Origin of the sequence: Streptomyces sp. NPDC015345 (assembly GCF_043078805.1) — a bacterium.
GTDB lineage: Bacteria > Actinomycetota > Actinomycetes > Streptomycetales > Streptomycetaceae > Streptomyces.
In genome coordinates this window covers 600,380-625,082 of sequence record NZ_JBIBTX010000003.1, presented here as the reverse complement: position 1 = coordinate 625,082, position 24,703 = coordinate 600,380, and the positions used below count along the sequence as shown (strand labels likewise).

The following is a 24,703-nucleotide window of genomic DNA, read 5'->3' as shown; positions in this document are numbered from 1 at the left end:
ACTATTGAGCAGATGTTCGACTCTCGGCATACTTCGGTGTCCGAGGGGCGGCAGCCCCTTCAACTCCAGGGGGAGACTTGCACAGACAAGTGAAGAGAGCGGGCGGGGCCACCGTCGCCGCGGCCGTCGCCGTGGCGCTCGCGGCGGGCATGACCAGCCCGGCCTCCGCGGACCCGGCGCAGCCGACCGGTGCGCGGGGCGCGGCGGGCAAGTCCGCCGGCACCGACCACGTCACGCTGATCACGGGCGACCGGGCCGTCCTCGACGCCAAGGGCCGCGTGATCGGGCTCGACCGGGCCAAGGGGCGCGAGCACATCCCGGTGCAGGTGCGGCGCAAGGACGGCCACACGCTGCTGATACCCGCCGACGCGCGGCGCCTGATAGCCGACGGCAGGATCGACCAGCGGCTGTTCGACGTCACCGAGCTGAACAACAAGCGCAACCGCGCGGCCCAGAAGAAGGGCCTCAAGGTCATCGTCGGCTACAAGGGAGCCGCGACCGGGGCCAAGGCGGACGTCCGCTCGGCCGGTGACACCACGGTCCGCAGGACCCTGAAGTCGCTGAACGCCGACGCGGTCACCACTCCCAAGCGCGACGCCGCCGACCTGTGGGCCGCGCTCACCAGCGGCAAGGGCGACGCCCGCACCGCCGCGTCCGGCATCAGCCACGTCTGGCTGGACGGCGTCCGCAAGGCGAGCCTCGACAAGAGCGTCAAGCAGATCGGCGCCGACAAGGCGTGGGCCGCCGGGTACGACGGCAAGGGCGTGAAGATCGCCGTCCTGGACACCGGCATCGCCGCCGGCCACGCGGACCTCAAGGGCCAGGTGGTCGCCGAGAAGAACTTCACCCCCGGCACACCCGCCGAGGACGCCGCGGACCGCTACGGCCACGGCACGCACGTCGCCTCCACGGCGGCCGGCACCGGAGCCACGTCGGGCGGCAAGTTCAAGGGCGTCGCACCCGGCGCCAAGCTCCTGAACGGCAAGGTCCTCGACGACAGCGGCTACGGCGACGACTCCGGCATCATCGCCGCCATGGACTGGGCGGCCGCCGAGGGCGCCGACATCGTCAACCTCAGCCTCGGTGGCGGCGACACCCCCGGTGTCGACCCCCTCGAAGCGCAGGTCGACAAGCTCTCCGCGGAGAAGGGCATCCTCTTCGCCATCTCGGCGGGCAACGACGGCGAGCCCGGCTCCGTCGGCTCACCGGGCAGCGCGGACGCCGCGCTCACCGTCGGCGCGGTCGACGACAACGACGAGCTCGCGGACTTCTCCAGCCAGGGCCCGCGGGTCGGCGACGGCGCGATCAAGCCCGATGTGACGGCTCCCGGTGTGGACATCACCGCGGCCTCCGCTCCGGGCAGCGTCCTCGCGAAGGAGGTCGGCGAGAGCCCCGCGGGCTATCTGACGATCTCCGGTACGTCGATGGCCGCCCCGCACGTCGCGGGCGCCGCAGCGCTGCTGAAGCAGCAGCACCCCGACTGGAAGTACTCCGAGCTGAAGGGCGCCCTGACGGCGTCCACCAAGGGCGGCAAGTACACGCCGTTCCAGCAGGGCTCGGGCCGTATCGCCGTCGACAGGGCCATCAAGCAGACGGTCTTCGCCGAGCCGGTGTCGGTGAACTTCGGCACGCAGCAGTGGCCGCACACCGACGACAAGCCGGTCACCAAGAAGGTGACGTACCGGAACACCGGCAAGACCGACGTCACCCTCGACGTCACGGTGAGCGGCACCGACCCGAAGGGCCGCCCGGCCCCGGCCGGCTTCTTCGGCCTCGGCGCGAAGAAGGTGACCGTCCCTGCGGGCGGCACCGCCTCCGTCGACCTGACCGCCGACTCCAAGCGGGGCGCGGCCCTCGACGGCGCGTACTCCGCGTACGTCGTCGGGACCGGCGGCGGGCAGTCCGTGCGGACGGCCGCCGCCGTGGTGAACGAGGTCGAGTCGTACGACCTGACGCTGAAGCTCATCGGCCGGGACGGCGCTCCGGCGACGGCCTACGACCTGGACCTGGAAGGCGTCAGCGGCCCCGCCGCCGACATGTCGTACAACCCGTACGACGAGTCCGGCACCGTCAAGGTGCGCGTGCCCAAGGGCGGCTACATCCTCAACTCGGGCCTGTTCGTCGACCCGACGGACTTCAAGAAGGGCGCCGACTGGATCGCGCAGCCGAAGCTGAACGTCACCAAGGACGCCACGGTGACGCTGGACGCGCGGACGACGAAGCCGGTGGACATCACGGTGCCGGACGCGGGCGCCGAGCTGGGGTTCGCCGCCCCGGACTACACGGTCGACGTCCCGCAGGGGAGCTACAGCTTCGGCTGGTGGCTCGACTCGTACGCCGGCTTCCGTACGAAGCACCAGGGTGCGGCGGTCACCGACGGCTCGCTGTTCCAGCAGTGGGGCGGGCACTGGACCAAGGGTGACGACACCGAGTACGACATCGTCACCGGTGGCAAGGTCAAGCAGGTCGCGACCGGTTACACCAGGCACTTCAAGGCGGCCGAGCTCGCCAAGGTCAAGGTGAACGTCGGCGCGTCGTCCTCGGGCAAGAAGGGCGCGCTGAGCGCCATGGGCAGCCTCCCGGGCAGCACCAGCGGCTCCTCGGTCGGCATACCGCGTCCGCTGCCCACCACCCGGACGCTGTACCTGTCCACCGTGGACAAGGCGAAGTGGAGCCTCGACCTGGAGCAGCAGGCCGGGACCGGCCCGGACGGCTGGCCCATCGTCGACGCGGGCTACACGCTCGGCGCCGCGCAGGCCTTCAAGGGCGGCCAGAGCTACGAGAAGACCTTCAACACGGCCGTGTTCGGGCCGCGCGTCGGAGGCGACCTCGGTGTCTTCCGCCAGGACAACGAGATCGTGGGCTCCCTGCCGCTGTTCGCCGACGGCAAGAACCACCTGGGCTCCTCGCTCTACACGTCGGTGAAGACCACGCTGTACCGCAACGGCACCAAGCTGGGCGAGAACGACGACCCGCTGGTCGGCGGGGCGCCGTTCAAGGTGCCTTCGGGCGATGCCGCGTACGAGCTGAAGACGTCGGTGAAGCGGTCGGTGAAGGTCGCGGCGGCCTCCACCCGCGTCGACGCGAGCTTCAAGTTCCGCTCCAAGAAGGTGGACAGCGCGAAGCTGCCCGTCTCCGTCGTGCGGTTCAGCCCGGCGGTCGACCTGCGCAGCGGGGCGGAGGCCGGCAAGACCCAGTCCGTGCCGGTCACGGTCCAGGGCGCGGCGGCCGGTGCGAACCTCAAGTCCCTGTACGTCTACGTCTCGTACGACTACGGCCAGACCTGGAAGCAGGTCAAGGTCGTCAACGGGAAGATCTCGGTCAAGAACCCCGAGAAGGACAAGGGGATCTCCTTCCACGCCAAGATCACGGACAAGAAGGGGAACAAGTCGACGCTGTCGATCCACAACGCGTACTACGGCAAGTGACCTTGCCCCACTAGCGCGTTGACCGCGGCGCGGCGCCGAAGGGACTGTCGATCACGTATCGCCAGAACCCGTCGGCGCCGCGTCGTGCCACGTCCGTCGCGGTGGAGCGCACCACGCCGTCGCCGATCTCCCAGTCGACGACGAGCAGGGCGATCTCCCCGGCGACGTGCACATGCCGCGGCGTCACGGAGATCGGCAGGCCGAGCGCGAGGAAGGGGCCGTTGGCGGCCGTGATCTCCGCGCTGCCGTGCACGGCGGCTCCGGTGTCGGGCACGAAGGCGGCCCGCTCCTCGTAGAGCTCGCGCACGGCCTCGGCGTCACCGCTGTTGAACCGCTCGGCGAACGCGGCGGGGACGTCCTCGGCGCGGGTGGGCAGGGACGGTGTCGATATCGTCATGGCCCAGACGGTAGGAGAGGGACTCGTGACTCACCGAACGGTAAGCGGCGCGGCCCGAGCCGGCCGCCCGGGGCTCCCGGACGACGCGCGGGCCAGGGTCACGGCCCCGAGCCCGTCCTGTCCCGTGGAGATCACCCTCGCCGCCCTGCGCGGCCGCTGGACGACGCTCCTGGTCCGCGAGCTGCTGCGGCACGAGCGGCGCACGTACAGCGAACTGGCCGCGGCTCTACCCGAGCTGTCCGACAAGGTGCTGACGGACCGCCTCGCCCAGCTCACCGCCGCGGGCGCCGTCGAGCGCACCCGCACTCCCGGCTGGCCCCCGGCGGTCACCTACGAACTCACCCCGCACGGCCGCGCGTTGGGGCCGGTGCTGCAAGCGCTGTGGGACTGGGGCGCGTCCCGCCCGCCCCAGGAGTGAGCCCCAGGATGAGCCGGGCGGGCCATTACTGTGCTCCCATGACCACGTCACCGCAGGGCAGCCAGGACACCCACGACGCGCTCCCCAAGGCGGAGTTCGCCTTCCCCGGACCGCTGCGCGACCAGCTCGTGGCGGCGATCCTGGACGGCTCCAAGACGTCGACGACGGGCCTCCTCCTCGACTACGAACGCGACGGCTACCCGCTCCCGGCCGCCGGCGAGCGCGCGGTCGTCGTCGACTCGGACGACCGGCCCGTGGCCGTCATCGAGACGACGGACGTGCGGGTCGTGCCGCTGGCCGACGTGGACCTCGCCCACGCCGTGGACGAAGGCGAGGGGTACACGACCGTCGCCGCGTGGCGGGCGGGGCACGAGAGCTTCTGGCACGGCGCGGAGCTGCGCGCCGCGCTCGGCGACGACACGTTCACCGTCGACGACGGCACCGAACTCGTCCTGGAGCGCTTCCGCCTCGTCGCCGACCTGCGGGGGGAGTGACCGGCCGTGCCCTTCGCCGAAGCGGCCGACGGCGCCGCGATCCACTATCAACTGCACGGCGCGGGTGAACCGTTGGTGCTGCTCGCCGGGCAGTCCAACAACCACCACTGGTGGGACTGCGTGCGCGACGACTTCGCCGCGCGCTTCACCACCGTCGTCATGGACCACCGCGGCACCGGCGAGAGCGACCGCCCCGACACCGATACGTACAGCACGCCGGGCTTCGCCCGCGACGCGATCGCGGTCCTCGACCACGCGGGCATCGACCGCGCCCACGTCTACGGCACCTCGATGGGCGGCCGTATCGCCCAGTGGCTGGCGGCCGACCATCCGGAGCGCGTCGACCGCCTCGTCCTCGGCTGTACGTCGCCCGGGGCCCCGCACGGCGTCGAGCGCGGCCCCGAGGTCCGGGCCGCCCTGAACCAGGCCGATCCGCACGCCGTGCGCCGCGCCCTGCTGGAGCTCATGTACACCCCGGCCTGGCTCGCCGAGCAGGAACGCGACCACCCGGGGCGGGAGTTCCACACGCTCGGCGACCCGGCCATGCCGGCCCACGCCCGCCGCCGCCATCTGCGGGCCAGCGCCCGCCACGACGCGTGGGAGGCGCTGCCGCGCATCACCGCGCCGGTACTGGTCGTGCACGGCACGGACGACACGTTCAACCCGGCGGCCAACGCCCCGCTGCTCGCCGCCCGCATCCCGGACGCCAGGACGTTCCTCGTCCCGGGCGCCCGGCACGCCTACTTCGAGGAGTTCGCGGACGTGGCGACCCCTGCGGTGCTCGCGTTCCTGGAGGGGAGCGCTCCGTCTCAGCCGCCGCTGCCGTAGGGCCGGGTGAGGATCTCCAGGTTGTGCCCGTTCGGGTCCTCCCAGTAGACGCCGCGCCCGCCGTCGTTCGTGTTGATCTCGCCCGCGCGGTGGTGGTACGGGTCGGCCCAGTAGGCCAGGCCCCGCTCCTCGATGCGGCCGAAGATCGCGTCGAACTCGTCCTCGGAGACCAGGAAGGCGTAGTGCTGCGGCGTGATCGGACCGCCGCTCTCCATGTAGTCGAGGGTCACGCCGTTGGGGATCTCCACGGGGATGAACGGACCGTACTCCGGACCCGCTTCGAGCCCCAGGATGTCGGCGAGGAACTGCGCCGACGCCTTCCTGTCCGTGGCCGCGACGATCGTGTGGTTCAACTCGATGGACATCGTGTGACCTCCCTGCTTGCCGAAAGTCTCGCCGGAACCCCCGTGTCCTGCGCTGACGAGAACCACGGTAGGCCGGGGCGCACGGCGCCCGGATCGGTCACGGGTCCCGGTTCCGCCGCGCCCTGCGGACCAGGCCCCGCGACCGAGGCGTTTTCCGGCCACGAGGACCGTTTGTCACAGCGAGCGTGGAGGACCCTCAGATCGTCGCCGCGTCGATCACGAAGCGGTAGCGCACGTCGCTGGCGAGGACCCGCTCGTACGCCTCGTTGATCTGGTCGGCGCGGATCAGTTCGATCTCCGAGCCGAGCTGGTGCTCCGCGCAGAAGTCCAGCATCTCCTGCGTCTCCCGGATGCCGCCGATCATGGAACCGGCGAGGGTCTTGCCGCCGCCGATCACGGAGAAGAGGTTGAGGGAGACGGGCTCCTCCGGCGCGCCCACGTTCACGAAGGCGCCTTCGGTGCGCAGCAGCCCCAGGTACTTGTCCAGCGGCAGCGGCGCCGAGACCGTGGAGAGGATCATGTCGAAGGACCCCGCCAGCTGCTCGAAGGTGGCGTCGTCGCTGGTCGCGTAGTAGTGGTCGGCGCCGAGCCGCTCGCCGTCGGCCTTCTTGCGCAGGGACTGCGACAGGACGGTCACCTCGGCACCCATGGCGTGCGCGATCTTGACGGCCATGTGGCCGAGACCGCCGAGGCCCACCACGGCGATCTTCTTGCCGGGGCCCGCGTTCCAGCGCTTGAGCGGGGAGTACGTGGTGATGCCGGCGCACAGCAGCGGCGCGGCCACGTCCAGTGCCAGCCCGTCGGGGATGCGTACGGTGTACGCCTCGTCCACGACAATGTGCGTGGAGTAGCCGCCGTAGGTCGGCTCCCCGTCCTTGCCGAGGCCGTTGTACGTGGGGACGTTGCCCTTGACGCAGTACTGCTCCAGGCCCGCCCGGCAGTTCTCGCACTCACGGCACGAGTCGACCATGCAGCCGACGCCGACGCGGTCTCCGACGGCGAACTTGCTGACGCCCGCTCCGACCTCGGCCACGACTCCGGCGATCTCATGGCCGGGCACCATCGGGAAGATGCCCTCGCCCCAGCCGTCACGGGCCTGGTGGATGTCCGAGTGGCAGATACCGGCGTACTTGATGTCGATCAGGACGTCGAACTCGCCGACGGCGCGGCGCGGGACGGTGGTGAGCTCCAGCGGCGCGTCGGGGGCGGGGGCGGCGTAGGCGGAAACGGTGGTGATCTGCTCAGTCATGCCTCCGAGCCTGCCCCCCGCCCGCGACATCACCCAGCCCTCCGTGCTGCCTACGTCCAGCGGTCCTACCACTGGCGGGGACAGGCTCAGGGACATACGACCCGCGGGGCGAGCCGGGATAATGGACCGCATGGACGACACCTCCGAGGGCGCGGCCCCGCACCCGCAGGGCCCGCCGGGCAGGCCCCTGGACAGCCGGGCCGAGCTGAGCGAGTTCCTGCGCTCGCGCCGGGCGCGGCTCCAGCCGCAGGACGTCGGGCTGACCGGCTTCGGGCGCCACCGCCGGGTGCCCGGTCTGCGCCGCGAGGAGCTGGCGCAGCTCGCGGGGGTCTCCGTCGCGTACTACACCCGCCTGGAGCAGGGCAACGGCCGCAACGTCTCCAGCGAGGTGCTCGACGCCATCGCGCGCGCCCTGCGCCTGACCGACGCCGAGCACGCCCACCTCACGCGCCTCGCGAAGCCGAAGGCGCTGAAGAAGAAGCGGGCCGCGCGCCGGCAGCACATGCGGCCCGCGCTCCAGCGGCTGCTCGACTCCATCGACGGCACGCCCGCGTACGTCGTCGGGCGCCGCTCGGACATCCTCGCCTGGAACGCGGCGGCGGCTGCCCTCTTCGGCGACTGGGGCGAGCTCGCCCCCAAGGACCGCAACTGGGCGCGGATCTGCTTCCTCGACGCGCGCGCACGCGACCTCTTCGTCGACTGGGAGCAGAAGGCCTCCGACATCGTCAGCTACCTGCGCATGGACGCGGGCTGCTACCCCAACGACACGGAGCTGTCCGCCCTGGTCGGCGAACTCTCCGTGAAGAGCGACGAATTCAGGCGGCTGTGGGCCACCCATGACGTGCGGGAGAAGGGGCACGGCGTCAAGCGCATGCGCCACCCGCTGGTGGGCGAACTGACCCTGGCGTACGAGACGTTGAGGCTTCCGGACGACTGCGACCAGTCGCTGGTCATGTACCACGCGGAGCCGGGTTCGGCGTCGGCGCAGGGGCTGCGGCTGCTGGCGAGCTGGGGCCGGGACGCGTCGTCGGTGGGCTCGGGCGCGCAGTAGCCGCCCCGGCTGTGGGGGCAGGGGATTTCGCGGGCGGCAGAACGTCCTGCGCTGCCCCGCGACCGGGTTCCCTCCTAGGCTGAGGGGGTGAGCAGCCAAGAGCGGCAGATGCCGAACGACGCCCGCGTCATCCCTCTGCGCCCCGTCAAGGCGGTGCCGGGCCCGGCCCGGGAGCCCGGCCCCGCGGCCAAGGAGCCCCTGTGGCGTGACGTCGTCGGGGACGTCCTGCGCCGCGAGCGCCTCGCGCAGGAGCGCACGCTCAAGGACGTGGCCGACGCGGCCCGGATCTCCATGCCGTACCTCTCCGAGCTGGAGCGCGGCCGCAAGGAGGCCTCGTCCGAGGTCCTCGCGGCCGCGGCCCACGCGCTCGGCCTCGGCCTGACGGACCTGCTGTCGCTGGCACAGGGCCGCCTGGCCGGCCTCCACCCCCGTGTGAGGCCGGCCAGGGCGTCGTATCAAGGGGACGTACGCCTGGCGGCGTGAGGACCGGGCCGGTCGGGCCTCACGCAGCCGCGGGCACGACCCGCCTGCTGAGCACCTGATCGGCGAGGCCGTACGCGACCGCCTCCTGCGCGGTGAAGACCTTGTCGCGGTCCATGTCGGCGCGGAGCGTGGCGACGTCGTGCCGGGTGTGCCGCGCGAGGACCTCCTCCACCTGGGAGCGGATCCGCAGCATCTCCTTCGCCTCGAGGGCGAGATCGGAGACCGTGCCCTGCCGGCCGCGGCTCGCGGGCTGCCCGAGCAGCACGCGGGCGTGGTCGAGCACGAACCGCCGCCCCGGGTCGCCGCCGGCGAGCAGCACGGCGGCCGTGGAGGCGGCCTGGCCCACGCAGAAGGTGGAGATGGGCGCGGTGATGAAGCTCATGGTGTCGTAGATGGCCATGAGCGAGGTGAAGGAGCCGCCGGGCGAGTTGATGTAGATCGACACCTCGCGCTCCGGGGCGGACGACTCCAGATGGAGCAGCTGTGCGATGACGACGTTGGCCACCCCGTCGTCGATCTCCGTCCCGAGGAAGATGATGCGCTCGGAGAGCAGCCGGCTGTAGATGTCGTAGGCGCGCTCGCCCTGCGGGGTGCGCTCGACGACGGTGGGAATCGTGTACTGGCTCATGACGTCCGCCCCTCCCTCAGATCCCGAGCCCGATACGCCGCTTCGACCCGGCGGGCCGCACGTCCTCCAGGGACTCGACCACGCGGTCGACCATCCCGTACTCCTTGGCCTGCTCGGCGGTGAACCACCGGTCGCGGTCCCCGTCGCGGGAGATCGTCTCCTCGCTCTGCCCGGTGTGCTCCGCGGTGAGCCGTTCGATGGTCTTCTTCGTGAACTCCAGGTTCTCCGCCTGGATGGCGATGTCGGCGGTGGTCCCGCCGATGCCGGCCGACGGCTGATGCATCATGATCCGCGCGTTGGGCAGCGCGAACCGCTTGCCGTGCGTCCCGACGCTCAGCAGGAACTGCCCCATGCTCGCGGCGAATCCCATGGCGAGGGTGGAGACGTCGTTCGGGATGAGCCGCATGGTGTCGTAGACGGCGAGCCCGGCGGTGACGGACCCCCCGGGGCTGTTGATGTACAGGCTGATGTCGGTCTTCGGGTCCTCGGCCGACAGGAGCAGCATCTGCGCGCAGACGCGGTTGGCGGACACCTCGTCGACCTGCGTCCCGAGGAACACGATCCGCTGGTTGAGCAGCTGCGCCGCGAGGTGGTCGTCGAACCGGGACGGGGCGGTGTCCCCGTCCTCGCCCCGCGGCCGCACCACCGCGTCCCAGCCACTGCCGAGTACTGACATCGGACCTCCCTGAAGTACCGCGACTCCAACGCCGCGCCGTGCCTTCACTGTTGCCCGCGGACCGGGGCGCTGTCAGAGATCTCGGCTGGTGGCAGATTCGCTGAGGGCAGAGGGGGCGCGGACGTGGCCGACTCGGGCTCGGGCGGGGGCCGTTAGGGTCGTGTCCTCGTGGAGTGGATATCGCCTGTGAGTACGTTGCTGGGCGCGGTGATCGGCGTCGGCGCGACGCTTCTCGCCGACCGGATCCGATGGCGACGTGAGAGCGCGGACCGGGAGACGGCCACGCGGAGACAGCTGTACGCGGAGTACACGGCGGCCGCGTGATGCGGCGGGACCTCGGGGTCGACTGAGGGTTCCTACCAGGTGTACACGTACCGGTTCGCGGGTCGGTCGAACGTGGCGGTCACTCCGTGGGGAGGCAGGGCGAACCCCTCTTCGAGCCACTTGTGTACCGCCGCAGCCAGGCCCTCCGGCTGATAGTCCGTTTCCGGGAACGTGACCCGGCGGACGGTGACCGTGGTGTCAGTTCTGGCCCGGCGCCGGCGCGATGCCCGTCGGGCACGCCCGCCCCCAGTTCGTCTCCGACGGCGTGTCCAGGAGGGCGCCCGTGCCGCCGATGCCGCAGTAGCCGTCCGGGTTCTTGTCCAGGTACTGCTGGTGGTACGGCTCGGCCGGCCAGAAGGGGCGGTTCTCCGCCGGGAGGACCGTCGTCGTGATGGTGCCGTGGCCCGCGGCCGTCAGGACCTGCTGGTAGGCCTCCAGGGACGCCTTCGCGCCGGCCTCCTGCTCGGGGGAGTGCGTGTAGATCGCCGAGCGGTACTGCGTGCCGACGTCGTTGCCCTGGCGGAAGCCCTGCGTGGGGTTGTGGGACTCCCAGAAGAGCTTCAGGAGCGACGCGTACGACACCTTCGACGGGTCGAAGACGACGCGGACCGCCTCCGTGTGGCCGGTCAGGCCGGAGCAGACCTCTTCGTAGGAGGGGTTCTCGGTGTAACCGCCCTGGTAGCCGACGTACGTCGTCCAGACGCCCTCCGTCTGCCAGAACTTGCGCTCCGCGCCCCAGAAGCAGCCCAGAGCGAAGTCCGCGACCTGGAGGCCCTCGGGATAGGGGCCGAGCAGCGGGTTGCCGAGGACCGTGTGGCGCGCGGGGACCTCGAATTCCGGGGTCGCCCGGCCCTTCAGGGCCTGCTCGGGGGTGGGGAGCTCGGGCGTGCGGCCGAAGATCATGTGGGTCTCTCCTCGTGCGGGACCTGGCAGGGGCGCACCCTCACAGGGGTGCGTCAGGGGAACGTGCTCGCGGCCCCCCGCATTCCGGACGGCTCGCGGCCCGCGGCTCAGTGCGGCAGCGTCGCCGGGCTTCCGCCGTTCGCCTCGTACCCCGCGACCGCCAGCGCGCGGTACAGCGCGTAGCTCTCGGCCGGGTCCGTGGTCAGGGTCCAGGGCAGGGCCCCGACGTGGCCGTCCACGTGCACCAGCTGGTTCATGGCCTCCGCCCACCGCTCGCAGTGGACCAGGAAGAAGATCAGCAGATGCCGGACGTGCGCCAGCATCGGGTCGTCCGGGCGCGCGGCGTGCACCGCGAACAGGGCGCCCTCGACGGCCTTGGTGACGACCTCGCTCTGATAGAAGCCGCGGACCAGGTTCACCTCGGGCAAGTGCTCATAGACGGCGAAGAGCGGGAGCGCCGCGAGCAGGGAGGCACGCGGCGCGCGCGCAGCGGCCGCCTCCGCGAAGCCGTACGCGAGGTCGCGCGAGCCGTGCCACTTCTCGCACCAGTAGTGCAGCGCCGCCAGATGGGCGCCCATGTGCGCGGGCGCGCGGTCCAGGATCTTCAGCCACAGCTGCTCGAACTCCTCTCGGGAGTACGAGAGCCCGCGGGCGATCGAGAGCTCGACGATGTACGGAATCGGGTCACCCGGCGCCAGCAGCGCCGCCTGCGCGCACGCCTCCCTGGCCTCCTCCAGAATGATCCGGAACTCGTCCGTCCCCTGCTCCGCCGTGCGCCACGCCTGCTGGACGAGGAACTCCGCGTGCACCGCGGCGCCGCCCGCGTCCTTGGGCGCCTCGGCCCGCCACACCCGCAGCCACTGCCCGCCGGGGCTGCCGCTCACCCCGCCCGGCCGCTGCTGGAGCTCCAGCGAGGCCGCGCCCGCGAAGGCCTGCACGCGCTGCCAGCGCAGCTCACCGTGCGTCTCGGTGCCCGCGAGGAGCTGAGAGGCGGCCTTCCACTCCTGCGTGCGCTGCACGAGGTCGAGCACTTCGAGGAGATCGGCGTCCGCCCCCGGCATGCGGATGTCCAGCTCCTCCTGGCGCAGGAAGCCGTAGTCCGCCGGGTCCGCGGCGTCCGGCGAACCGGGCGCCACCTGCCGGATTCCACCGCGCCTGCGCAGCAGCACGGGCCCGAGGACCGCGCCGATGACGATCACCGCGAACAGGAACCAGAGAATCTCCATGACCCAAGCGAACCAGACGGGTCCGACAATTGGCCAACCTGCCGGGACGTACCCGGACCGACCCGGCGCACCGGCCCCCGCGCGCACTACGCTCAGGCCGCATGAGTGACTCGCACAGCACGCCCAGTACGCAGAGCTTCGAGACCGTGGCGATCCACGCGGGCAACACGGCCGACCCGCTCACCGGCGCCGTCGTCCCGCCCATCTACCAGGTCTCGACCTACAAGCAGGACGGCGTCGGCGGCCTGCGCGGCGGCTATGAGTACAGCCGCAGCGCCAACCCGACCCGCACCGCCCTGGAGGAGAACCTGGCCGCCCTGGAGGGCGGCCGCCGCGGCCTCGCCTTCGCGTCCGGCCTCGCGGCCGAGGACTGCCTCCTCCGTGCGCTGCTCGCCCCCGGCGACCACGTGGTCATCCCGAACGACGCGTACGGCGGTACGTTCCGGCTCTTCGCCAAGGTCGTCTCGCGCTGGGGCGTGGAGTGGTCCGTGGCCGACACCTCCGACCCGGAGGCGGTCCGGGCGGCGGTGACCGACCGTACGAAGGCCATCTGGGTGGAGACCCCCTCCAACCCGCTCCTCGGCATCACCGACATCGCCGCCGTCGCGCAGATCGCCCGTGAGAGCGGGGCCCGCCTCGTCGTCGACAACACCTTCGCGAGCCCCTACCTCCAGCAGCCGCTCGCGCTCGGCGCCGACGTCGTCGTGCACTCCATGACGAAGTACATGGGCGGCCACTCGGACGTCGTCGGCGGCGCGCTCGTCGTCGACGACGAGGCGCTGGGCGAGGAGCTGGCGTACCACCAGAACGCCATGGGCGCCGTCGCCGGGCCCTTCGACGCCTGGCTGGTGCTGCGCGGCATCAAGACCCTCGCGGTGCGCATGGACCGGCACAGCGAGAACGCCACCAAGGTCACCGACATGCTGACCCGCCACGCGCGCGTGACGAGCGTCCTCTACCCGGGCCTTCCGGAGCACCCCGGTCACGAGATCGCCGCCAAGCAGATGAAGGCGTTCGGCGGCATGGTCTCCTTCCGGGTCGAGGGCGGCGAGGATGCGGCCGTCGAGGTCTGCAACCGCGCCAGGCTCTTCACTCTCGGCGAGTCCCTGGGCGGCGTGGAGTCCCTCATCGAGCACCCGGGCCGCATGACGCACGCCTCGGTGGCGGGCTCGGCCCTGGAGGTCCCCGGGGACCTGGTGCGCCTCTCGGTGGGCATCGAGGCGGCCGACGACCTGCTCGCCGACCTCCAGCAGGCACTGGGCTAGGAGCCCCGCGTTAGCCGGTCACCAGCGCGTCAGGGGTGGAGTCGTGTCCGACGGCGGCTCCACCCAGGGCCGGGCGGCGCACGCCCACACCGTGAACGCCACGGCGGCGGCCAGCAGCACCAGCCACAGAAGCCGCCGCAGGGCCCTGCGCCGCCGCAGCGACCGCCCGCCCCGCCGCACCGCCTCGTCGAAGAGCTCCGGCGGCACGGCGGCGGGCTGCGCGCCCTCCAGGATCCGCCGCACGGCGCTCTCCTTGCGCTCGTACTGGCTCATGACGGCACCGCCGGGCACATGAGGCCCCGAGACCTGTTCATGACGGCGCCGCCCCGCTCAGCGCCCGCACCGGCGCCGGGCCGCGCGGCGGGTGCAGGACCGTCGCCATCGCGCGGGCGCAGATCGCCCCGACCCGGTCGGCGGGCAGGCCGAGGAGCGCCGCCGTCTGCTCCTCGGCCACCCCCTCGTACATCCGGAGCACCAGGATCAGCCGCTCCTGGGGGCCGAGCCGCTCAAGCACCCCGCCGTGGCCGCGGTGGCGACGCCAGGCGCCGCGCGCGAAGCGCAGGGCGACCTGCTGGCGGGCGCGGTCGTACGGGTCCTCGCCGCGCAGCCGGTCCCACGTCGCGTACGTATGCGCGAGGGCGGCGGTCAGCAGGGCACGCGCGCGTGGGTTGTCCCGCGGCTGCTCCGCGGTGAGCAGCGTCGCGGCATGCAGGAGCCTGCCGGCCGCGCCCGCGACGAACGCCTCGAACTCCCGGGCACGGCGGGCATCCTGGAACGCCTGCCGTTCTCGCACCGCGCCTCCCGGTCTCATATGAGGCCAGGGGCGGGGCCGGGGTCAAGACTCCGGAGTGGCCGGAACCTCACCGCCGGGTGTCGTGTGTGACGTCTGGCGCGCGGAGAGGGCGGAGTTGAAGCGTGTGAGGAGCGCGCAGAAGCTCTCGCGCTCCTCCGGCGCCCAGTCCTGCGTCAGCTCGGCCATCAGCTCGCGGCGCGAGGAACGCACCTCGTCGAGCCTGGCCTGGCCGCGCGGCGACAGCTGGAGCACCACGGCACGGCCGTCCTCCGGGTGCGAGGTGCGCTTGACGAGCCCCGTGTCGACCAGCGGGGCGACCTGCCGGGTGACCGTCGAGGAGTCGATGCCCATACTCGCGGCGAGCGCCTTGACGCCCATCGGGCCTTCCTTGTCGAGGCGGTTGAGCAGCAGATACGCGGCGCGGTCCATGGAGTTGCGGACCTGGCCTACGCCGCCGAGGCGGGTCTGCTCCGCACGGCGGGCGAAGACCGCCACCTGGTGCTGCAGGCTGTCGAGGAGGCCGGGATCACTGGCGGTCGTCATGTCCGGAGTTGTGGGCATGGCCGGGGGCTCACTTCATGCGAGGGCGGTGGGTTGGGGGACAGGGTACGCGGCCACGGCGCGGACCGTACCTGCGCTGCGCAAACCTACGCGCAGAACGGTCTCGTCCCTTGGTCACCGCGGGAGCGCCCGGGCGCGGGCTGCGAGACTTGAGGCCATGGACTACCGCACGCCTCACTCCCTGCCGACGGTCACCCTCGACGACGTGCGCGGCGCGCGGAAGATGCTCTCCGGAGTGGCGCGGATGACGGCGATGGAGGGCAGCAGGCACCTGTCGCGGCTGGTCGGCGCCCCGGTCCACCTCAAGTGCGAGAACCTCCAGCGCACCGGCTCGTTCAAGCTGCGCGGCGCGTACGTACGGATCGCGGGCCTGCTCCCCGAGGAGCGCGCGGCGGGCGTCGTCGCCGCCAGCGCGGGCAACCACGCGCAGGGCGTGGCGCTGGCGTCCTCGCTCCTAGGCGTGCGCTCCACGGTGTTCATGCCGGCCGGCGCGCCGCTGCCCAAGGTCGCGGCCACCAGGGACTACGGCGCCGAGGTGCGCCTGCACGGCCAGGTCGTCGACGAGACGCTGGCCGCCGCGCAGGAGTACGCGCGCGAGACCGGCGCGGTGTTCATCCACCCCTTCGACCACCCCGACATCATCGCGGGACAGGGCACGGTCGGCCTGGAGATCCTGGAGCAGTGTCCCGAGCTGCGCACCCTCGTGGTCGGCGTCGGGGGCGGCGGCCTCGTGGCGGGCATCGCGGTGGCGGTCAAGGCGCTGCGTCCGGATGTGCGGGTGGTCGGTGTGCAGGCCGCCGGGTCCGCGGCGTACCCGCCCTCGCTCGCCGCCGGGCACCCGGTGTCGATCGACAACCCCGCGACCATGGCCGACGGCATCAAGGTCGGGCGCCCCGGCGACGTACCGTTTCAGCTGATCGAAGACCTGGTCGACGACATCGTGACGGTCTCCGAGGACGAGCTGTCCAGCGCCCTGCTGCTCTGCCTGGAGCGCGCCAAGATGGTCGTCGAACCGGCGGGCGCCAGCCCCGTCGCGGCCCTGCTGAGCGAGCCGGAGTCGTTCGAGGGCCCGGTGGTCGCGCTGCTCTCGGGCGGCAATGTGGACCCGCTCCTGATGCAGCGCATCCTGCGCCACGGCATGGCGGCGGCGGGCCGCTACCTCTCACTGCGGCTGCGCCTGACGGACCGCCCCGGCGCCCTCGCCACGCTCCTCGGCGAGCTGACCGTGGTCGACGCCAACGTCCTGGACATCAGCCACGTACGCACCGACCCGCGCCTCGGGCTCACGGAGGCCGAGGTGGAGCTGCACCTGGAGACGAAGGGGCCCGAGCACTGCGTCGAGGTGGCCACGGCGCTGGGCGACGCGGGGTACACCGTCATCGGCTGATACGCCGCGGGCCCCCGGCACCTGATGAAGGTGCCGGGGGCCCGCGGCGGCCGAGCGGAGGAAGGATCCAGCCCCGCTGTCAGGACCGGCTCCGGTACGGCTAGCCCTGGTACGGCTTGGCTTCCAGGATCTTGACGGAGGCGAGCTTGCCGTTCGGCAGCTCGTACTGCGCGTTCTCGCCGATCCTCTTACCGTTCACGCCCGTGCCGAGGGGAGACTGCGGCGAGTACGTCTCGATCTCCTCGCTCGCGTACTCCCGGGAGGCGAGCAGGAACGTCAGGGTGTCGTCCTCGTCGCCGTCGAAGGCGATGGTCACGACCATGCCCGGCGCCACCACGCCGTCGGCGGCCGGAGCCTCACCGACCTTGGCGGTCTCCAGGAGCTGGGTCAGCTGGCGGACGCGGAGCTCCTGCTTGCCCTGCTCCTCCTTGGCCGCGTGGTACCCGCCGTTCTCGCGCAGGTCCCCCTCCTCACGCGCTGCCGCGATCTTGGCTGCGATCTCGGTGCGCGCGGGACCAGACAGGTACTCCAGCTCGGCCCTGAGCTGGTTGTACGCCTCCTGGGTCAGCCAGGTGACGTTCTCGCTGGTCTGGGTCACAGGTGCTCCTCGTAGGTACTGGGAATACAAAGCATCGCCCTACCCAGAAGGATGTTCCCTCACGGGTGGGCGAAACCACGAGCCTAACAATTCAGGCGCGCCCGGGGGAGGACATAAGCCATCAGAAATACGTCAACGCAGGTGAGGCCCGCAAAGCCCGGCTGTGTGTCGGCCGGTGTCAGTCGGAGTGGCAGCCGAGGAGCTCGACGCTGGTCGCCTTCGACGTCGTACGGAGCGTGACGACCTTGTCGATGCGGTCCGCGCGCTGGTCGAAGCGGAAGTCCGCGCGGCCGACCTCGGCGCCGGACTCGGCCTGCGAGCGCAGCGTGCAGTAACCCTTGGCGTCGGCGTCCTTGCGTACTTCGAGATGTGCCTTGACCGTGCCGGCCGAAACGATGTCGAACTTGATGACCTCGCCGCTGACCTTCGTACCGTTGATGTAGTCGTAGCCGAACCATCCGACGACGCCGAGCAGGACGACGCCGAGCACCGAGCCGACGATCTTCAGCTTGCGGTCGGCGGCCTCGTCGGCCGTGCGGGAGCGGCCGTACCGCCCCGGGGGAAGCCCTTCGGAAACCCCTTCTGAAGGCTTCGAACCCACCGCCGCCATGATCGTCCTCCAGGAACAGGGGATGCCGGAATTTTCCGCCCCCCGGTTCCGTCACTATAGAAGCCGCGTGTTGCGCCGCATCACCGAGGGCGCCCGATTACTTGAGGATCGAGTCTTGACTGAGCAGCTTCGACTGATGGCCGTGCACGCCCACCCCGACGACGAGTCGAGCAAGGGCGCGGCCACCATGGCCAAGTACGTGTCCGAGGGGGTGGACGTGCTCGTCGTGACCTGCACGGGCGGGGAGCGCGGCGACATCCTCAACCCGAAGCTCCAGGGTGACACCTACATCCAGGAGCACATCCACGAGGTGCGCAAGAAGGAGATGGACGAGGCGCGCGAGATCCTCGGCGTCAAGCAGGAGTGGCTCGGCTTCGTCGACTCGGGGCTGCCCGAGGGCGACCCGCTGCCGCCGCTGCCCGAGGGCTGCTTCGCGCTGGAGGACGTCGACAAGGCCGCCGGTGAGCTGGTGCGCCAGATCCGTTCCTTCCGTCCGCAGGTCATCACGACGTACGACGAGAACGGCGGGTATCCGCACCCCGACCACATCATGACCCACAAGATCACGATGGTGGCCTTCGAGGGCGCGGCGGACCCCGAGAAGTACCCGGAGAGCGAGTTCGGCCCGGTCTTCCAGCCGCAGAAGCTCTACTACAACCAGGGCTTCAACCGCCCGCGCACCGAGGCGCTGCACCAGGCGATGCTCGACCGCGGCCTGGAGTCGCCCTACGGGGACTGGCTGAAGCGGTGGGACGAGTTCGAGCGGGTCGAGCGCACGCTCACCACGCATGTCCCGTGCGCCGACTTCTATGAGATCCGCGACAAGGCCCTGATCGCGCACGCCACGCAGATCGACCCGGACGGCGGCTGGTTCCGCGTCCCGATGGAGCTCCAGAAGGAGGTCTGGCCCACAGAGGAGTACGAGCTCGCGAAGTCGCTCGTCGATACTTCCCTCCCCGAGGACGACCTCTTTGCGGGCATCCGCGACAATGCCTAGCGTGAACGCACATCTGGCAATGACGCATCTCGTCCCTCTTGCCAAGGAGGTCGACGACGACAAGGTGACCCCCGGCGTCCTCGGATTCATCGTCTTCGCGGTGATGGCCCTGGCCGTCTGGGGCCTGATGAAGTCGATGAACCGGCACATGGGCAAGGTCGACTTCAAGGAGCCGGAGATCCGCTCGGAGTCGGAGCCGGAATCCGCGTCGCCGGGCAAGCGGGTCGGCGCGGCGAGCGGCGGGGACGCGGGTCCCGAGACCAAGGGCTAGCGCGCGCGACACCGCAGGAGGAGGGCGGAGGCGAATCCTCCGTCCGGCTTCCGGCTTCCCGTTGCCCGGATGTGAGGCTGCGGCCGGTCCGGGGCGCGGGGAGCGTGCGCAGAGCCGTCCCTTGCCGCGCCCGCCCGCGGCCCTCGGCGTCCCTACGGCACCTCCACCCCCATCACCTCCCGCGCGTGCCGGTTCGGCACCATGCCGAGGCGCCAGGCCTGCCAGCCCGTCTCCAGGTCGGCGCCGCGCTCCAGGAGCAGGCCGTACGCCTCCACGTATTCGGTCAGCTTGCCGTCGCGGGTCGGGTGGTCGGCGCGGGCCAGTTGGCTCAGCTCCTCCTGGGCCACCGCCGTGCCGATCTCCCAGCCGCCCGGCGAGGCGTACGGCAGCAATGTGCAGCGCAGGAAGCGGGCCCAGTCGCCGCCGCGCCGGTCGCCGTACGAGGCGAAGAGCTCGGCGGCCTCGTCGCACAGGGCGAGCGCCTGCTGCGTGCGGTTGTTGCCCGCGTCGACGACCACCAGCTCAAGGCACGTCCAGGCCTCGCCGTGCGCGACGCCGATCCGCTGGAAGTCGGCGCGGGCGTCCACCAGGAGCTGGCGGGCGAAGCCGGAGTTGCGCAGGGAGCCGGTCTGGGCGGCGCGCTGGTCGCGGGTGACGCGGGCGGAGTGGTGGCGGGCGCACGCCAGGCCGTACACGTCCCGCATCCGGGAGAACATCGTGCGCGCCCGCTCCAGGTCCCGCACCGCCATATCGAGGCTGCCGGTCTCCTCCAGGGCCTGGCCGAGGTAGTACAGGGACCAGGCCTCGCCCCGCGCGTCCTCGTTGTCGCGGTGCCGGGACACGGCCTGGCGCAGGCCGTCGGCCGCGGGCGAGGGGTCGCCGTCCACCAGGCGGGCCCGCGCGAGCTGCGTCATGGCCCAGGCCTCGCCGCGCTGGTCGCGCGTACGTCCGTACAGATCGAGCGCGTCGCGCAGCGCGGTCTCGGCGCCCGGTACGTCGCCCATGCGCAGGCGGAGCTGGCCGAGCTGGAAGTGCGTCCACGCCTCGCCGTGCACGGAGCCGCTCCGACGGTGCAGGGTGAGCGCCTGGTCCAGCATGTCGAGGGCGTGCGCGAGGTGGGCGCGGTCCCGCTCCACCGCGGCGAGCGCGTGCAGCGTCCAGGCGCGGTCGCCCGCCAGCTCGTCGGCGGCCTGGAGTTCCAGCGCCTCCGTCAGCCGGGCCGCCGCCTCCGTCAGATTGCCCTGGTGGTGCAGCGTGATGCCGAGCGAGCCGAGCGCGCGGGCGGCGGCGGCGTCCTGGTGGGCCTCGAAGTAGAGGTCGACGACGGAGTTCAGCGTCGTACGCGACTGATCCAGCTCGCCGAGCTGACGGGCCGCGATGCCCGTGCGCCACTGCACGCTGCGGCCGAGCAGCCCCTGGTCGATCGCCTGGGTCAGTTCGTTGATCTCGCCGAGGCGGTAGAGGTCACCGCGCAGCAGGCAGTAGTCGCACAGGGCGCCCAGCAGATTGAGCACGGCCCGCTGGTCGACGCCCTCCGCGTGCCGCAGGGCCGCCGTGATGAACGTCGACTCGTCGTCCAGCCAGCGCAGCGCCGCGTCGAGGGAGGCGAAGCCGTGCTGCCCGAACTGGTCCGCGCGGGTCGAGGTCTTGCCGTCGACCAGGCGGATCACCGTGTCGGCCAGCTCGCCGTAGCTGGCGATGAGCCGCTCCTGCGCGGCGGTGCGCTCGGCGGGCTCCTCCTCGTCTAGGAGGCGGGAGTGGGCGAAGGAGCGCACCAGGTCGTGCAGGCGGTAGCGGCCGCCCCGGAGCCGGTCGACCAGGCCCGCGCGGGAGAGCGCGGTGAGCTGCCGGCCCGCCTCATGCTCGTCGGTGGCGAGCAGCGCCGCCGCGGCGGCAGGGCCCAGCGAGGCGCGCCCGGCGAGCGCGAGACGCCGCAGCAGCCGCCGGGCGGTCTCGGGCTGGTCGGTGTAGCGCAGCCACAGGACGCGCTCGACGGGACCGGCCTTCTCCAGGGGGCCGTACGCCGTCAGGTCGGCGGCCAGCCGGCGCGGCGAGCGCGGGCCCAGCGAGGAACCGGCGGCGCGCAGCGCGAGCGGCAGGCCACCGCACAACTGCCGTACCTCCTCGGCCGATTCGGCGTCGTAGGGACCGGAGAGGTCCTCGGCGGACTCCCGCAGCAGCTCCTCGGCGCCCGCCTCGTCCAGCGCCTCGACGGGGAGGCGGTGCACCCAGGCCGACAGGTCCGCGGGGAGTTCGAGGGGCTCGCGGGCGGTGACGAGGACGAGGCTGTCGGAGCGCTCGGGGATCAGGGTGCGGACCTGCTCGGCGTCGCTGGCGTCGTCGAGGACGATCGTCACCGCGATGCCCGTCAGGTACTGGTGGTAGAGCTCGCTGAGCCGCTTGACCTGCTGTTCCTTCGAGGACCGCTCGCGGAAGAGCAGCTGCTCGCGCGGCGCGCCCAATCGATTCAGCAGGTGCAGCAGGGCGTCCCGCGTGGACAGCGGCGCCTCCTGCGGGGCGTCGCCGCGCAGATCCACCACGCACGCGCCGCGGAACTGGTCCCGCAGATCGAGCGCGGCCCGCACCGCGAGCGACGACCTGCCCGAGCCCGGCGCGCCGTGCAGCATGACCACCGTGGGCCGCGTCTCGGTGCTGGCGCGCGCCGCGTGCACCCACTGGGCGATGCGCGCCAGCTCGGTCCTGCGCCCCGCGAACGGCCCCTCGACCTCCGGCAGTTGGGCGAACGACTGCTCCAGTACGGAGCGCCTGCGCGCCGCCGCGCTCTTGTCCGTGCCGCGCAGCCGCGGCGCCGCCTTCTTCGTCGCCGTGCCGGTCGACGCGGCGAGGACCCGCTGCTGGTCGAGGAAGGGCCGGATGCCCCGTACCTCCAGTGCCGTCAGCCACTGGAGGCGCAGCTGTTCGGGGCCGCCCGGCTGGCTGAGCGCCCCGGCGCGGCGGCTGGCCGCCGGCAGGTGGGAGGCCGTCACCTTCGCGACGGTCGCCGCCGCGCCCGCCACGGCCACGACCGCGCCGGTGGCCAGGGCCGTGCCGGCGCTCGTGCCGAACGACAGGTCGGAGACCCCGGCGGCGACGGCGGCGACCACCGCCACCAGCAGGGGAGTTCCGGCGCCCTCGCGCGCGTACCGCTGTCCGAAGGTGAGCTGGCCCGCGCCCGCCTCGTCGAGGGCCCGGGTGTACGCCTCGTACTCCTCGGCGGCCGTCTGCGCCATGGCGTCGAGGGCCCCGCGCGCCCGCGAGAGCAGTACGCCCCCGTCCACGCGGCCGCCCGAACGCCGCACCTCCTCCTCCACCGCCCGTGCCAACAGCCGCTCGGCCTCGGCCTGATGGCTGTCCCGCATATGGGTTCCCCCTCCGAGAGCAACAGTTTCCTGCGGCCCCAAGTGTCCTGCGTACGGGGCGTCGGCGCGAGGGAGTCGGTGGATCAGGGGGCGGCCGCCTTGATCGTTCCGGTGAGCTTCTCCCCGTCCCTGTAGATCTTGGTGGCGGGGTCGAGGACGTAGTGGCATCGGCCAGGATGCGGGCGAGGCGGTTGTGCCGCGGCGCCACCATCTCGGCTGTCATGGCGTACCTCTTTCGAGGAGCCTTGAGAGGTCCGGCGCTGCCGGGCTTGAGCCCAGTGGGCGAGGCAGCGCCCGTGCGGGCCCACCGGCGCGGCCCGGCATTGTGAGAGGCTGGATCGTATGAACCGGCTGGCTGGTGTGACCTCGCCTTATCTGCTTCAGCACGCTGACAATCCGGTCGACTGGTGGCCTTGGGGACCGGACGCCTTCGAGGAAGCGCGACGGCGTGACGTACCCGTGCTGCTGTCCGTCGGCTACTCCGCGTGCCACTGGTGCCACGTCATGGCGCACGAGTCCTTCGAGGACGCGGCGACGGCCGCGCTCATGAACGAGAAGTTCGTGAACGTCAAGGTCGACCGCGAGGAGCGGCCCGACGTCGACGCCGTCTACATGGAGGCCGTGCAGGCCGCGACGGGCCAGGGCGGCTGGCCCATGACCGTCTTCCTCACCCCGGACGCCGAGCCCTTCTACTTCGGTACGTACTTCCCGCCGGAGCCCCGGCACGGCATGCCCTCCTTCGCGCAGGTGCTCGACGGCGTCCACCGCGCGTGGACGGACCGGCGCGGCGAGGTCGACGAGGTCGCCGGCAAGATCGTGCGCGAGCTGGGGGAGCGGCAGCTCACCCACGGCTCCGGCGAGAAGCCCGGCGAGGACGAGCTGGCACAGGCACTGCTCGGCCTGACGCGCGACTATGACGCGACGCACGGCGGCTTCGGCGGCGCACCCAAGTTCCCGCCGTCCATGGTCATCGAGTTCCTGCTGCGGCACTACGCCCGCACCGGCTCCGAGGGCGCGCTCCAGATGGCCGCGGAGACCTGCGAGCGGATGGCGCGCGGCGGCATCTACGACCAGCTCGGCGGCGGCTTCGCCCGCTACTCCGTCGACCGCGAGTGGGTCGTGCCGCACTTCGAGAAGATGCTGTACGACAACGCCCTGCTGTGCCGTACGTACGCCCATCTGTGGCGGGCCACCGGCTCGGACCTCGCGCGCCGCGTCGCCCTGGAGACGGCGGACTTCATGGTCCGCGAACTGCGCACGAACGAAGGCGGGTTCGCGTCCGCGCTGGACGCGGACAGCGAGGACCCGGCCACGGGCAAGCATGTCGAGGGCGCGTACTACGTGTGGACGCCGCGGCAGTTGCGGGAGGTGCTCGGCGAGGCCGACGCGGAACTGGCGATGTCCCGCTACGGCGTGACGGAGGAGGGCACCTTCGAGGAGGGCGCCTCCGTGCTGCAACTCCCCGCCCTGGACGGCCCCCTGGCGGACGCCTCCCGGCTCGCCTCGATCCGCGAGCGGCTCCTCGCCGCCCGTGCCGAGCGGCCCGCGCCCGGCCGTGACGACAAGGTGGTCGCCGCCTGGAACGGCCTCGCGATCTCCGCGCTCGCCGAGACCGGCGCGTACTTCGACCGGCCGGACCTCGTCGCGGCGGCCGTGGGCGCGGGCGATCTTCTCGTACGCCTCCACATGGACGCCCGCGCGCGGCTCGCCCGCACCTCCAAGGACGGGCAGCCCGGCGCCAACCAGGGTGTGCTCGAGGACTACGCCGACGTGGCGGAGGGCTTCCTCACGCTGGCCTCGGTGACGGGGGAGGGGGTGTGGCTGGAGTTCGCGGGCTTCCTGCTCGACCACGTCCTCGCCCAGTTCGTGGACGAGGAGAGCGGGGCGCTGTACGACACGGCCGCCGACGCGGAGCGGCTCATCCGCCGGCCGCAGGACCCCACGGACAACGCGGCGCCCTCCGGGTGGACGGCGGCCGCGGGCGCACTCCTCACCTACGCCGCGCACACCGGCGCCGCACCGCACCGCACCGCGGCCGAGCGCTCCCTCGGCATCGTCAAGGCGCTCGGGCCCCGCGTGCCGCGCTTCATCGGGCACGGCCTCGCGGTCGCCGAGGCGGCGCTGGACGGGCCGCGCGAGGTGGCGGTCGTCGGGGAGATCCTCGGGGACCTGCACCGCACGGCGCTGCTCGGCGCGGCGCCGGGCGCGGCCGTCGCGGTGGGGCGGCCCGGCTCCGGCGAGCTGCCCCTGCTCGCGGACCGCCCCCTGGTCGACGGCAACCCCGCGGCCTACGTCTGCCGCGGCTTCGTCTGCGACGCCCCCACCACGGACCCGGCGGAACTGGCCCGGCTGCTGTCCTGAGGGGCGTCGGCGGGGCGCCCGGCGGGAGCGG

General features: G+C 72.1%; 25 protein-coding genes and 1 pseudogene. 12 read left to right on the top strand and 14 right to left on the bottom strand.

Features of this window, described 5'->3' with window-relative positions; genetic code table 11:
• The first annotated feature begins 89 nt into the window (after positions 1-89).
• Positions 90-3,428 carry a S8 family serine peptidase gene (locus ACF062_RS15170; RefSeq protein WP_392138878.1) on the top strand — a complete coding sequence of 1,113 codons (3,339 nt, stop codon included), beginning with the start codon at positions 90-92 and terminating at the stop codon, positions 3,426-3,428.
• A gap of 10 nt (positions 3,429-3,438) precedes the next feature.
• On the opposite strand, the gene ACF062_RS15165 is transcribed toward ACF062_RS15170, so the two are convergent.
• On the bottom strand, positions 3,439-3,825 hold the full coding sequence (locus ACF062_RS15165; RefSeq protein WP_392138315.1) for a YybH family protein: 387 nt from the start codon (positions 3,823-3,825) through the stop codon (positions 3,439-3,441).
• A 25-nt stretch (positions 3,826-3,850) separates the two neighbouring features.
• On the opposite strand from ACF062_RS15165, the gene ACF062_RS15160 reads away from it, so the two are divergent.
• Genes ACF062_RS15160 through ACF062_RS15150 form a run of 3 tightly spaced genes read left to right on the top strand, consistent with a single transcriptional unit; the run spans position 3,851 to position 5,565 of the window.
• Complete coding sequence (locus ACF062_RS15160; RefSeq protein ID WP_223776413.1) at positions 3,851-4,243, top strand: helix-turn-helix domain-containing protein; 393 nt, start codon at positions 3,851-3,853, stop codon at positions 4,241-4,243.
• A gap of 38 nt (positions 4,244-4,281) precedes the next feature.
• Positions 4,282-4,737 (top strand): ASCH domain-containing protein, encoded by a 456-nt coding sequence (locus ACF062_RS15155; protein ID WP_392138313.1) that lies wholly within the window; start codon positions 4,282-4,284, stop codon positions 4,735-4,737.
• A 6-nt stretch (positions 4,738-4,743) separates the two neighbouring features.
• Positions 4,744-5,565: an alpha/beta fold hydrolase gene (locus ACF062_RS15150; RefSeq protein ID WP_392138311.1), complete on the top strand. Its 822-nt coding sequence runs from the start codon at positions 4,744-4,746 to the stop codon at positions 5,563-5,565.
• On the opposite strand, the gene ACF062_RS15145 is transcribed toward ACF062_RS15150, so the two are convergent.
• A complete protein-coding gene (locus tag ACF062_RS15145; protein ID WP_356575317.1) occupies positions 5,547-5,930 on the bottom strand; it encodes a VOC family protein in 384 nt (127 codons plus the stop codon). The two genes, ACF062_RS15150 and ACF062_RS15145, sit on opposite strands and share 19 nt — an antisense overlap.
• A 196-nt stretch (positions 5,931-6,126) precedes the next feature.
• Positions 6,127-7,179, bottom strand: coding sequence for an NAD(P)-dependent alcohol dehydrogenase (locus ACF062_RS15140; protein WP_356575315.1), 1,053 nt, complete (start codon positions 7,177-7,179; stop codon positions 6,127-6,129).
• A 121-nt stretch (positions 7,180-7,300) separates the two neighbouring features.
• On the opposite strand from ACF062_RS15140, the gene ACF062_RS15135 reads away from it, so the two are divergent.
• Positions 7,301-8,230, top strand: coding sequence for a helix-turn-helix domain-containing protein (locus ACF062_RS15135; RefSeq protein ID WP_392138309.1), 930 nt, complete (start codon positions 7,301-7,303; stop codon positions 8,228-8,230).
• A gap of 108 nt (positions 8,231-8,338) precedes the next feature.
• A complete protein-coding gene (locus tag ACF062_RS15130; RefSeq protein WP_392138876.1) occupies positions 8,339-8,713 on the top strand; it encodes a helix-turn-helix domain-containing protein in 375 nt (124 codons plus the stop codon).
• 19 nt (positions 8,714-8,732) lie between these two features.
• Here ACF062_RS15130 and ACF062_RS15125 read toward each other — a convergent pair whose 3' ends face one another.
• Positions 8,733-9,341 carry a ClpP family protease gene (locus ACF062_RS15125; RefSeq protein ID WP_392138307.1) on the bottom strand — a complete coding sequence of 203 codons (609 nt, stop codon included), beginning with the start codon at positions 9,339-9,341 and terminating at the stop codon, positions 8,733-8,735.
• A 16-nt stretch (positions 9,342-9,357) separates the two neighbouring features.
• The gene (locus ACF062_RS15120; RefSeq protein WP_223776419.1) at positions 9,358-10,017 is read right to left on the bottom strand and encodes a ClpP family protease; all 660 of its coding nucleotides are present in this window, start codon (positions 10,015-10,017) and stop codon (positions 9,358-9,360) included.
• A 186-nt stretch (positions 10,018-10,203) separates the two neighbouring features.
• On the opposite strand from ACF062_RS15120, the gene ACF062_RS15115 reads away from it, so the two are divergent.
• Positions 10,204-10,341 (top strand): hypothetical protein, encoded by a 138-nt coding sequence (locus ACF062_RS15115; RefSeq protein WP_392138305.1) that lies wholly within the window; start codon positions 10,204-10,206, stop codon positions 10,339-10,341.
• A 198-nt stretch (positions 10,342-10,539) separates the two neighbouring features.
• Here the strand turns inward: ACF062_RS15115 and msrA are convergent, their stop codons facing one another.
• Entirely contained in the window at positions 10,540-11,244 is a 705-nt protein-coding gene (gene msrA / locus ACF062_RS15110; protein WP_392138303.1) for a peptide-methionine (S)-S-oxide reductase MsrA, read from the bottom strand.
• A 107-nt stretch (positions 11,245-11,351) separates the two neighbouring features.
• The gene (locus tag ACF062_RS15105) at positions 11,352-12,470 is read right to left on the bottom strand and encodes a hypothetical protein (RefSeq protein WP_392138301.1); all 1,119 of its coding nucleotides are present in this window, start codon (positions 12,468-12,470) and stop codon (positions 11,352-11,354) included.
• 101 nt (positions 12,471-12,571) lie between these two features.
• Here ACF062_RS15105 and ACF062_RS15100 point away from each other — a divergent pair, with 101 nt between their 5' ends.
• On the top strand, positions 12,572-13,735 hold the full coding sequence (locus ACF062_RS15100; RefSeq protein WP_392138299.1) for a cystathionine gamma-synthase: 1,164 nt from the start codon (positions 12,572-12,574) through the stop codon (positions 13,733-13,735).
• 18 nt (positions 13,736-13,753) lie between these two features.
• Here the strand turns inward: ACF062_RS15100 and ACF062_RS15095 are convergent, their stop codons facing one another.
• Genes ACF062_RS15095 through ACF062_RS15085 form a run of 3 tightly spaced genes read right to left on the bottom strand, consistent with a single transcriptional unit; the run spans position 13,754 to position 15,089 of the window.
• Positions 13,754-14,008, bottom strand: coding sequence for a hypothetical protein (locus ACF062_RS15095; RefSeq protein ID WP_392138297.1), 255 nt, complete (start codon positions 14,006-14,008; stop codon positions 13,754-13,756).
• A gap of 37 nt (positions 14,009-14,045) precedes the next feature.
• On the bottom strand, positions 14,046-14,528 hold the full coding sequence (locus tag ACF062_RS15090; RefSeq protein ID WP_392138296.1) for a sigma factor-like helix-turn-helix DNA-binding protein: 483 nt from the start codon (positions 14,526-14,528) through the stop codon (positions 14,046-14,048).
• Between the two features lie 42 nt (positions 14,529-14,570).
• The gene (locus tag ACF062_RS15085; RefSeq protein ID WP_392138294.1) at positions 14,571-15,089 is read right to left on the bottom strand and encodes a MarR family winged helix-turn-helix transcriptional regulator; all 519 of its coding nucleotides are present in this window, start codon (positions 15,087-15,089) and stop codon (positions 14,571-14,573) included.
• Positions 15,090-15,246: 157 nt separating this feature from the next.
• Here ACF062_RS15085 and ilvA point away from each other — a divergent pair, with 157 nt between their 5' ends.
• On the top strand, positions 15,247-16,476 hold the full coding sequence (gene ilvA / locus ACF062_RS15080) for a threonine ammonia-lyase (RefSeq protein ID WP_392138292.1): 1,230 nt from the start codon (positions 15,247-15,249) through the stop codon (positions 16,474-16,476).
• Positions 16,477-16,576: 100 nt separating this feature from the next.
• Here the strand turns inward: ilvA and greA are convergent, their stop codons facing one another.
• Positions 16,577-17,074, bottom strand: a complete 498-nt coding sequence (gene greA / locus ACF062_RS15075) for a transcription elongation factor GreA (protein WP_223776428.1) — start codon at positions 17,072-17,074, stop codon at positions 16,577-16,579.
• A 178-nt stretch (positions 17,075-17,252) separates the two neighbouring features.
• Positions 17,253-17,675, bottom strand: a complete 423-nt coding sequence (locus ACF062_RS15070; protein ID WP_392138290.1) for a DUF4307 domain-containing protein — start codon at positions 17,673-17,675, stop codon at positions 17,253-17,255.
• A gap of 124 nt (positions 17,676-17,799) precedes the next feature.
• Between ACF062_RS15070 and mca the strand changes: the two genes are divergently transcribed.
• Both mca and ACF062_RS15060 read left to right on the top strand, forming a co-directional pair.
• The gene (mca, locus tag ACF062_RS15065) at positions 17,800-18,681 is read left to right on the top strand and encodes a mycothiol conjugate amidase Mca (RefSeq protein WP_223776430.1); all 882 of its coding nucleotides are present in this window, start codon (positions 17,800-17,802) and stop codon (positions 18,679-18,681) included.
• Positions 18,682-18,700: 19 nt separating this feature from the next.
• Positions 18,701-18,952 (top strand): hypothetical protein, encoded by a 252-nt coding sequence (locus tag ACF062_RS15060; RefSeq protein WP_392138875.1) that lies wholly within the window; start codon positions 18,701-18,703, stop codon positions 18,950-18,952.
• Between the two features lie 152 nt (positions 18,953-19,104).
• On the opposite strand, the gene ACF062_RS15055 is transcribed toward ACF062_RS15060, so the two are convergent.
• Together ACF062_RS15055 and ACF062_RS15050 are read right to left on the bottom strand one after the other, a co-directional pair.
• A complete protein-coding gene (locus ACF062_RS15055) occupies positions 19,105-22,311 on the bottom strand; it encodes a tetratricopeptide repeat protein (RefSeq protein WP_392138288.1) in 3,207 nt (1,068 codons plus the stop codon).
• Between the two features lie 83 nt (positions 22,312-22,394).
• Positions 22,395-22,472: pseudogene (locus tag ACF062_RS15050) on the bottom strand (Uma2 family endonuclease); the annotation flags it as partial.
• Positions 22,473-22,653: 181 nt separating this feature from the next.
• Here ACF062_RS15050 and ACF062_RS15045 point away from each other — a divergent pair.
• Positions 22,654-24,672 (top strand): thioredoxin domain-containing protein, encoded by a 2,019-nt coding sequence (locus ACF062_RS15045; protein WP_392138286.1) that lies wholly within the window; start codon positions 22,654-22,656, stop codon positions 24,670-24,672.
• Positions 24,673-24,703: the final 31 nt, after the last annotated feature.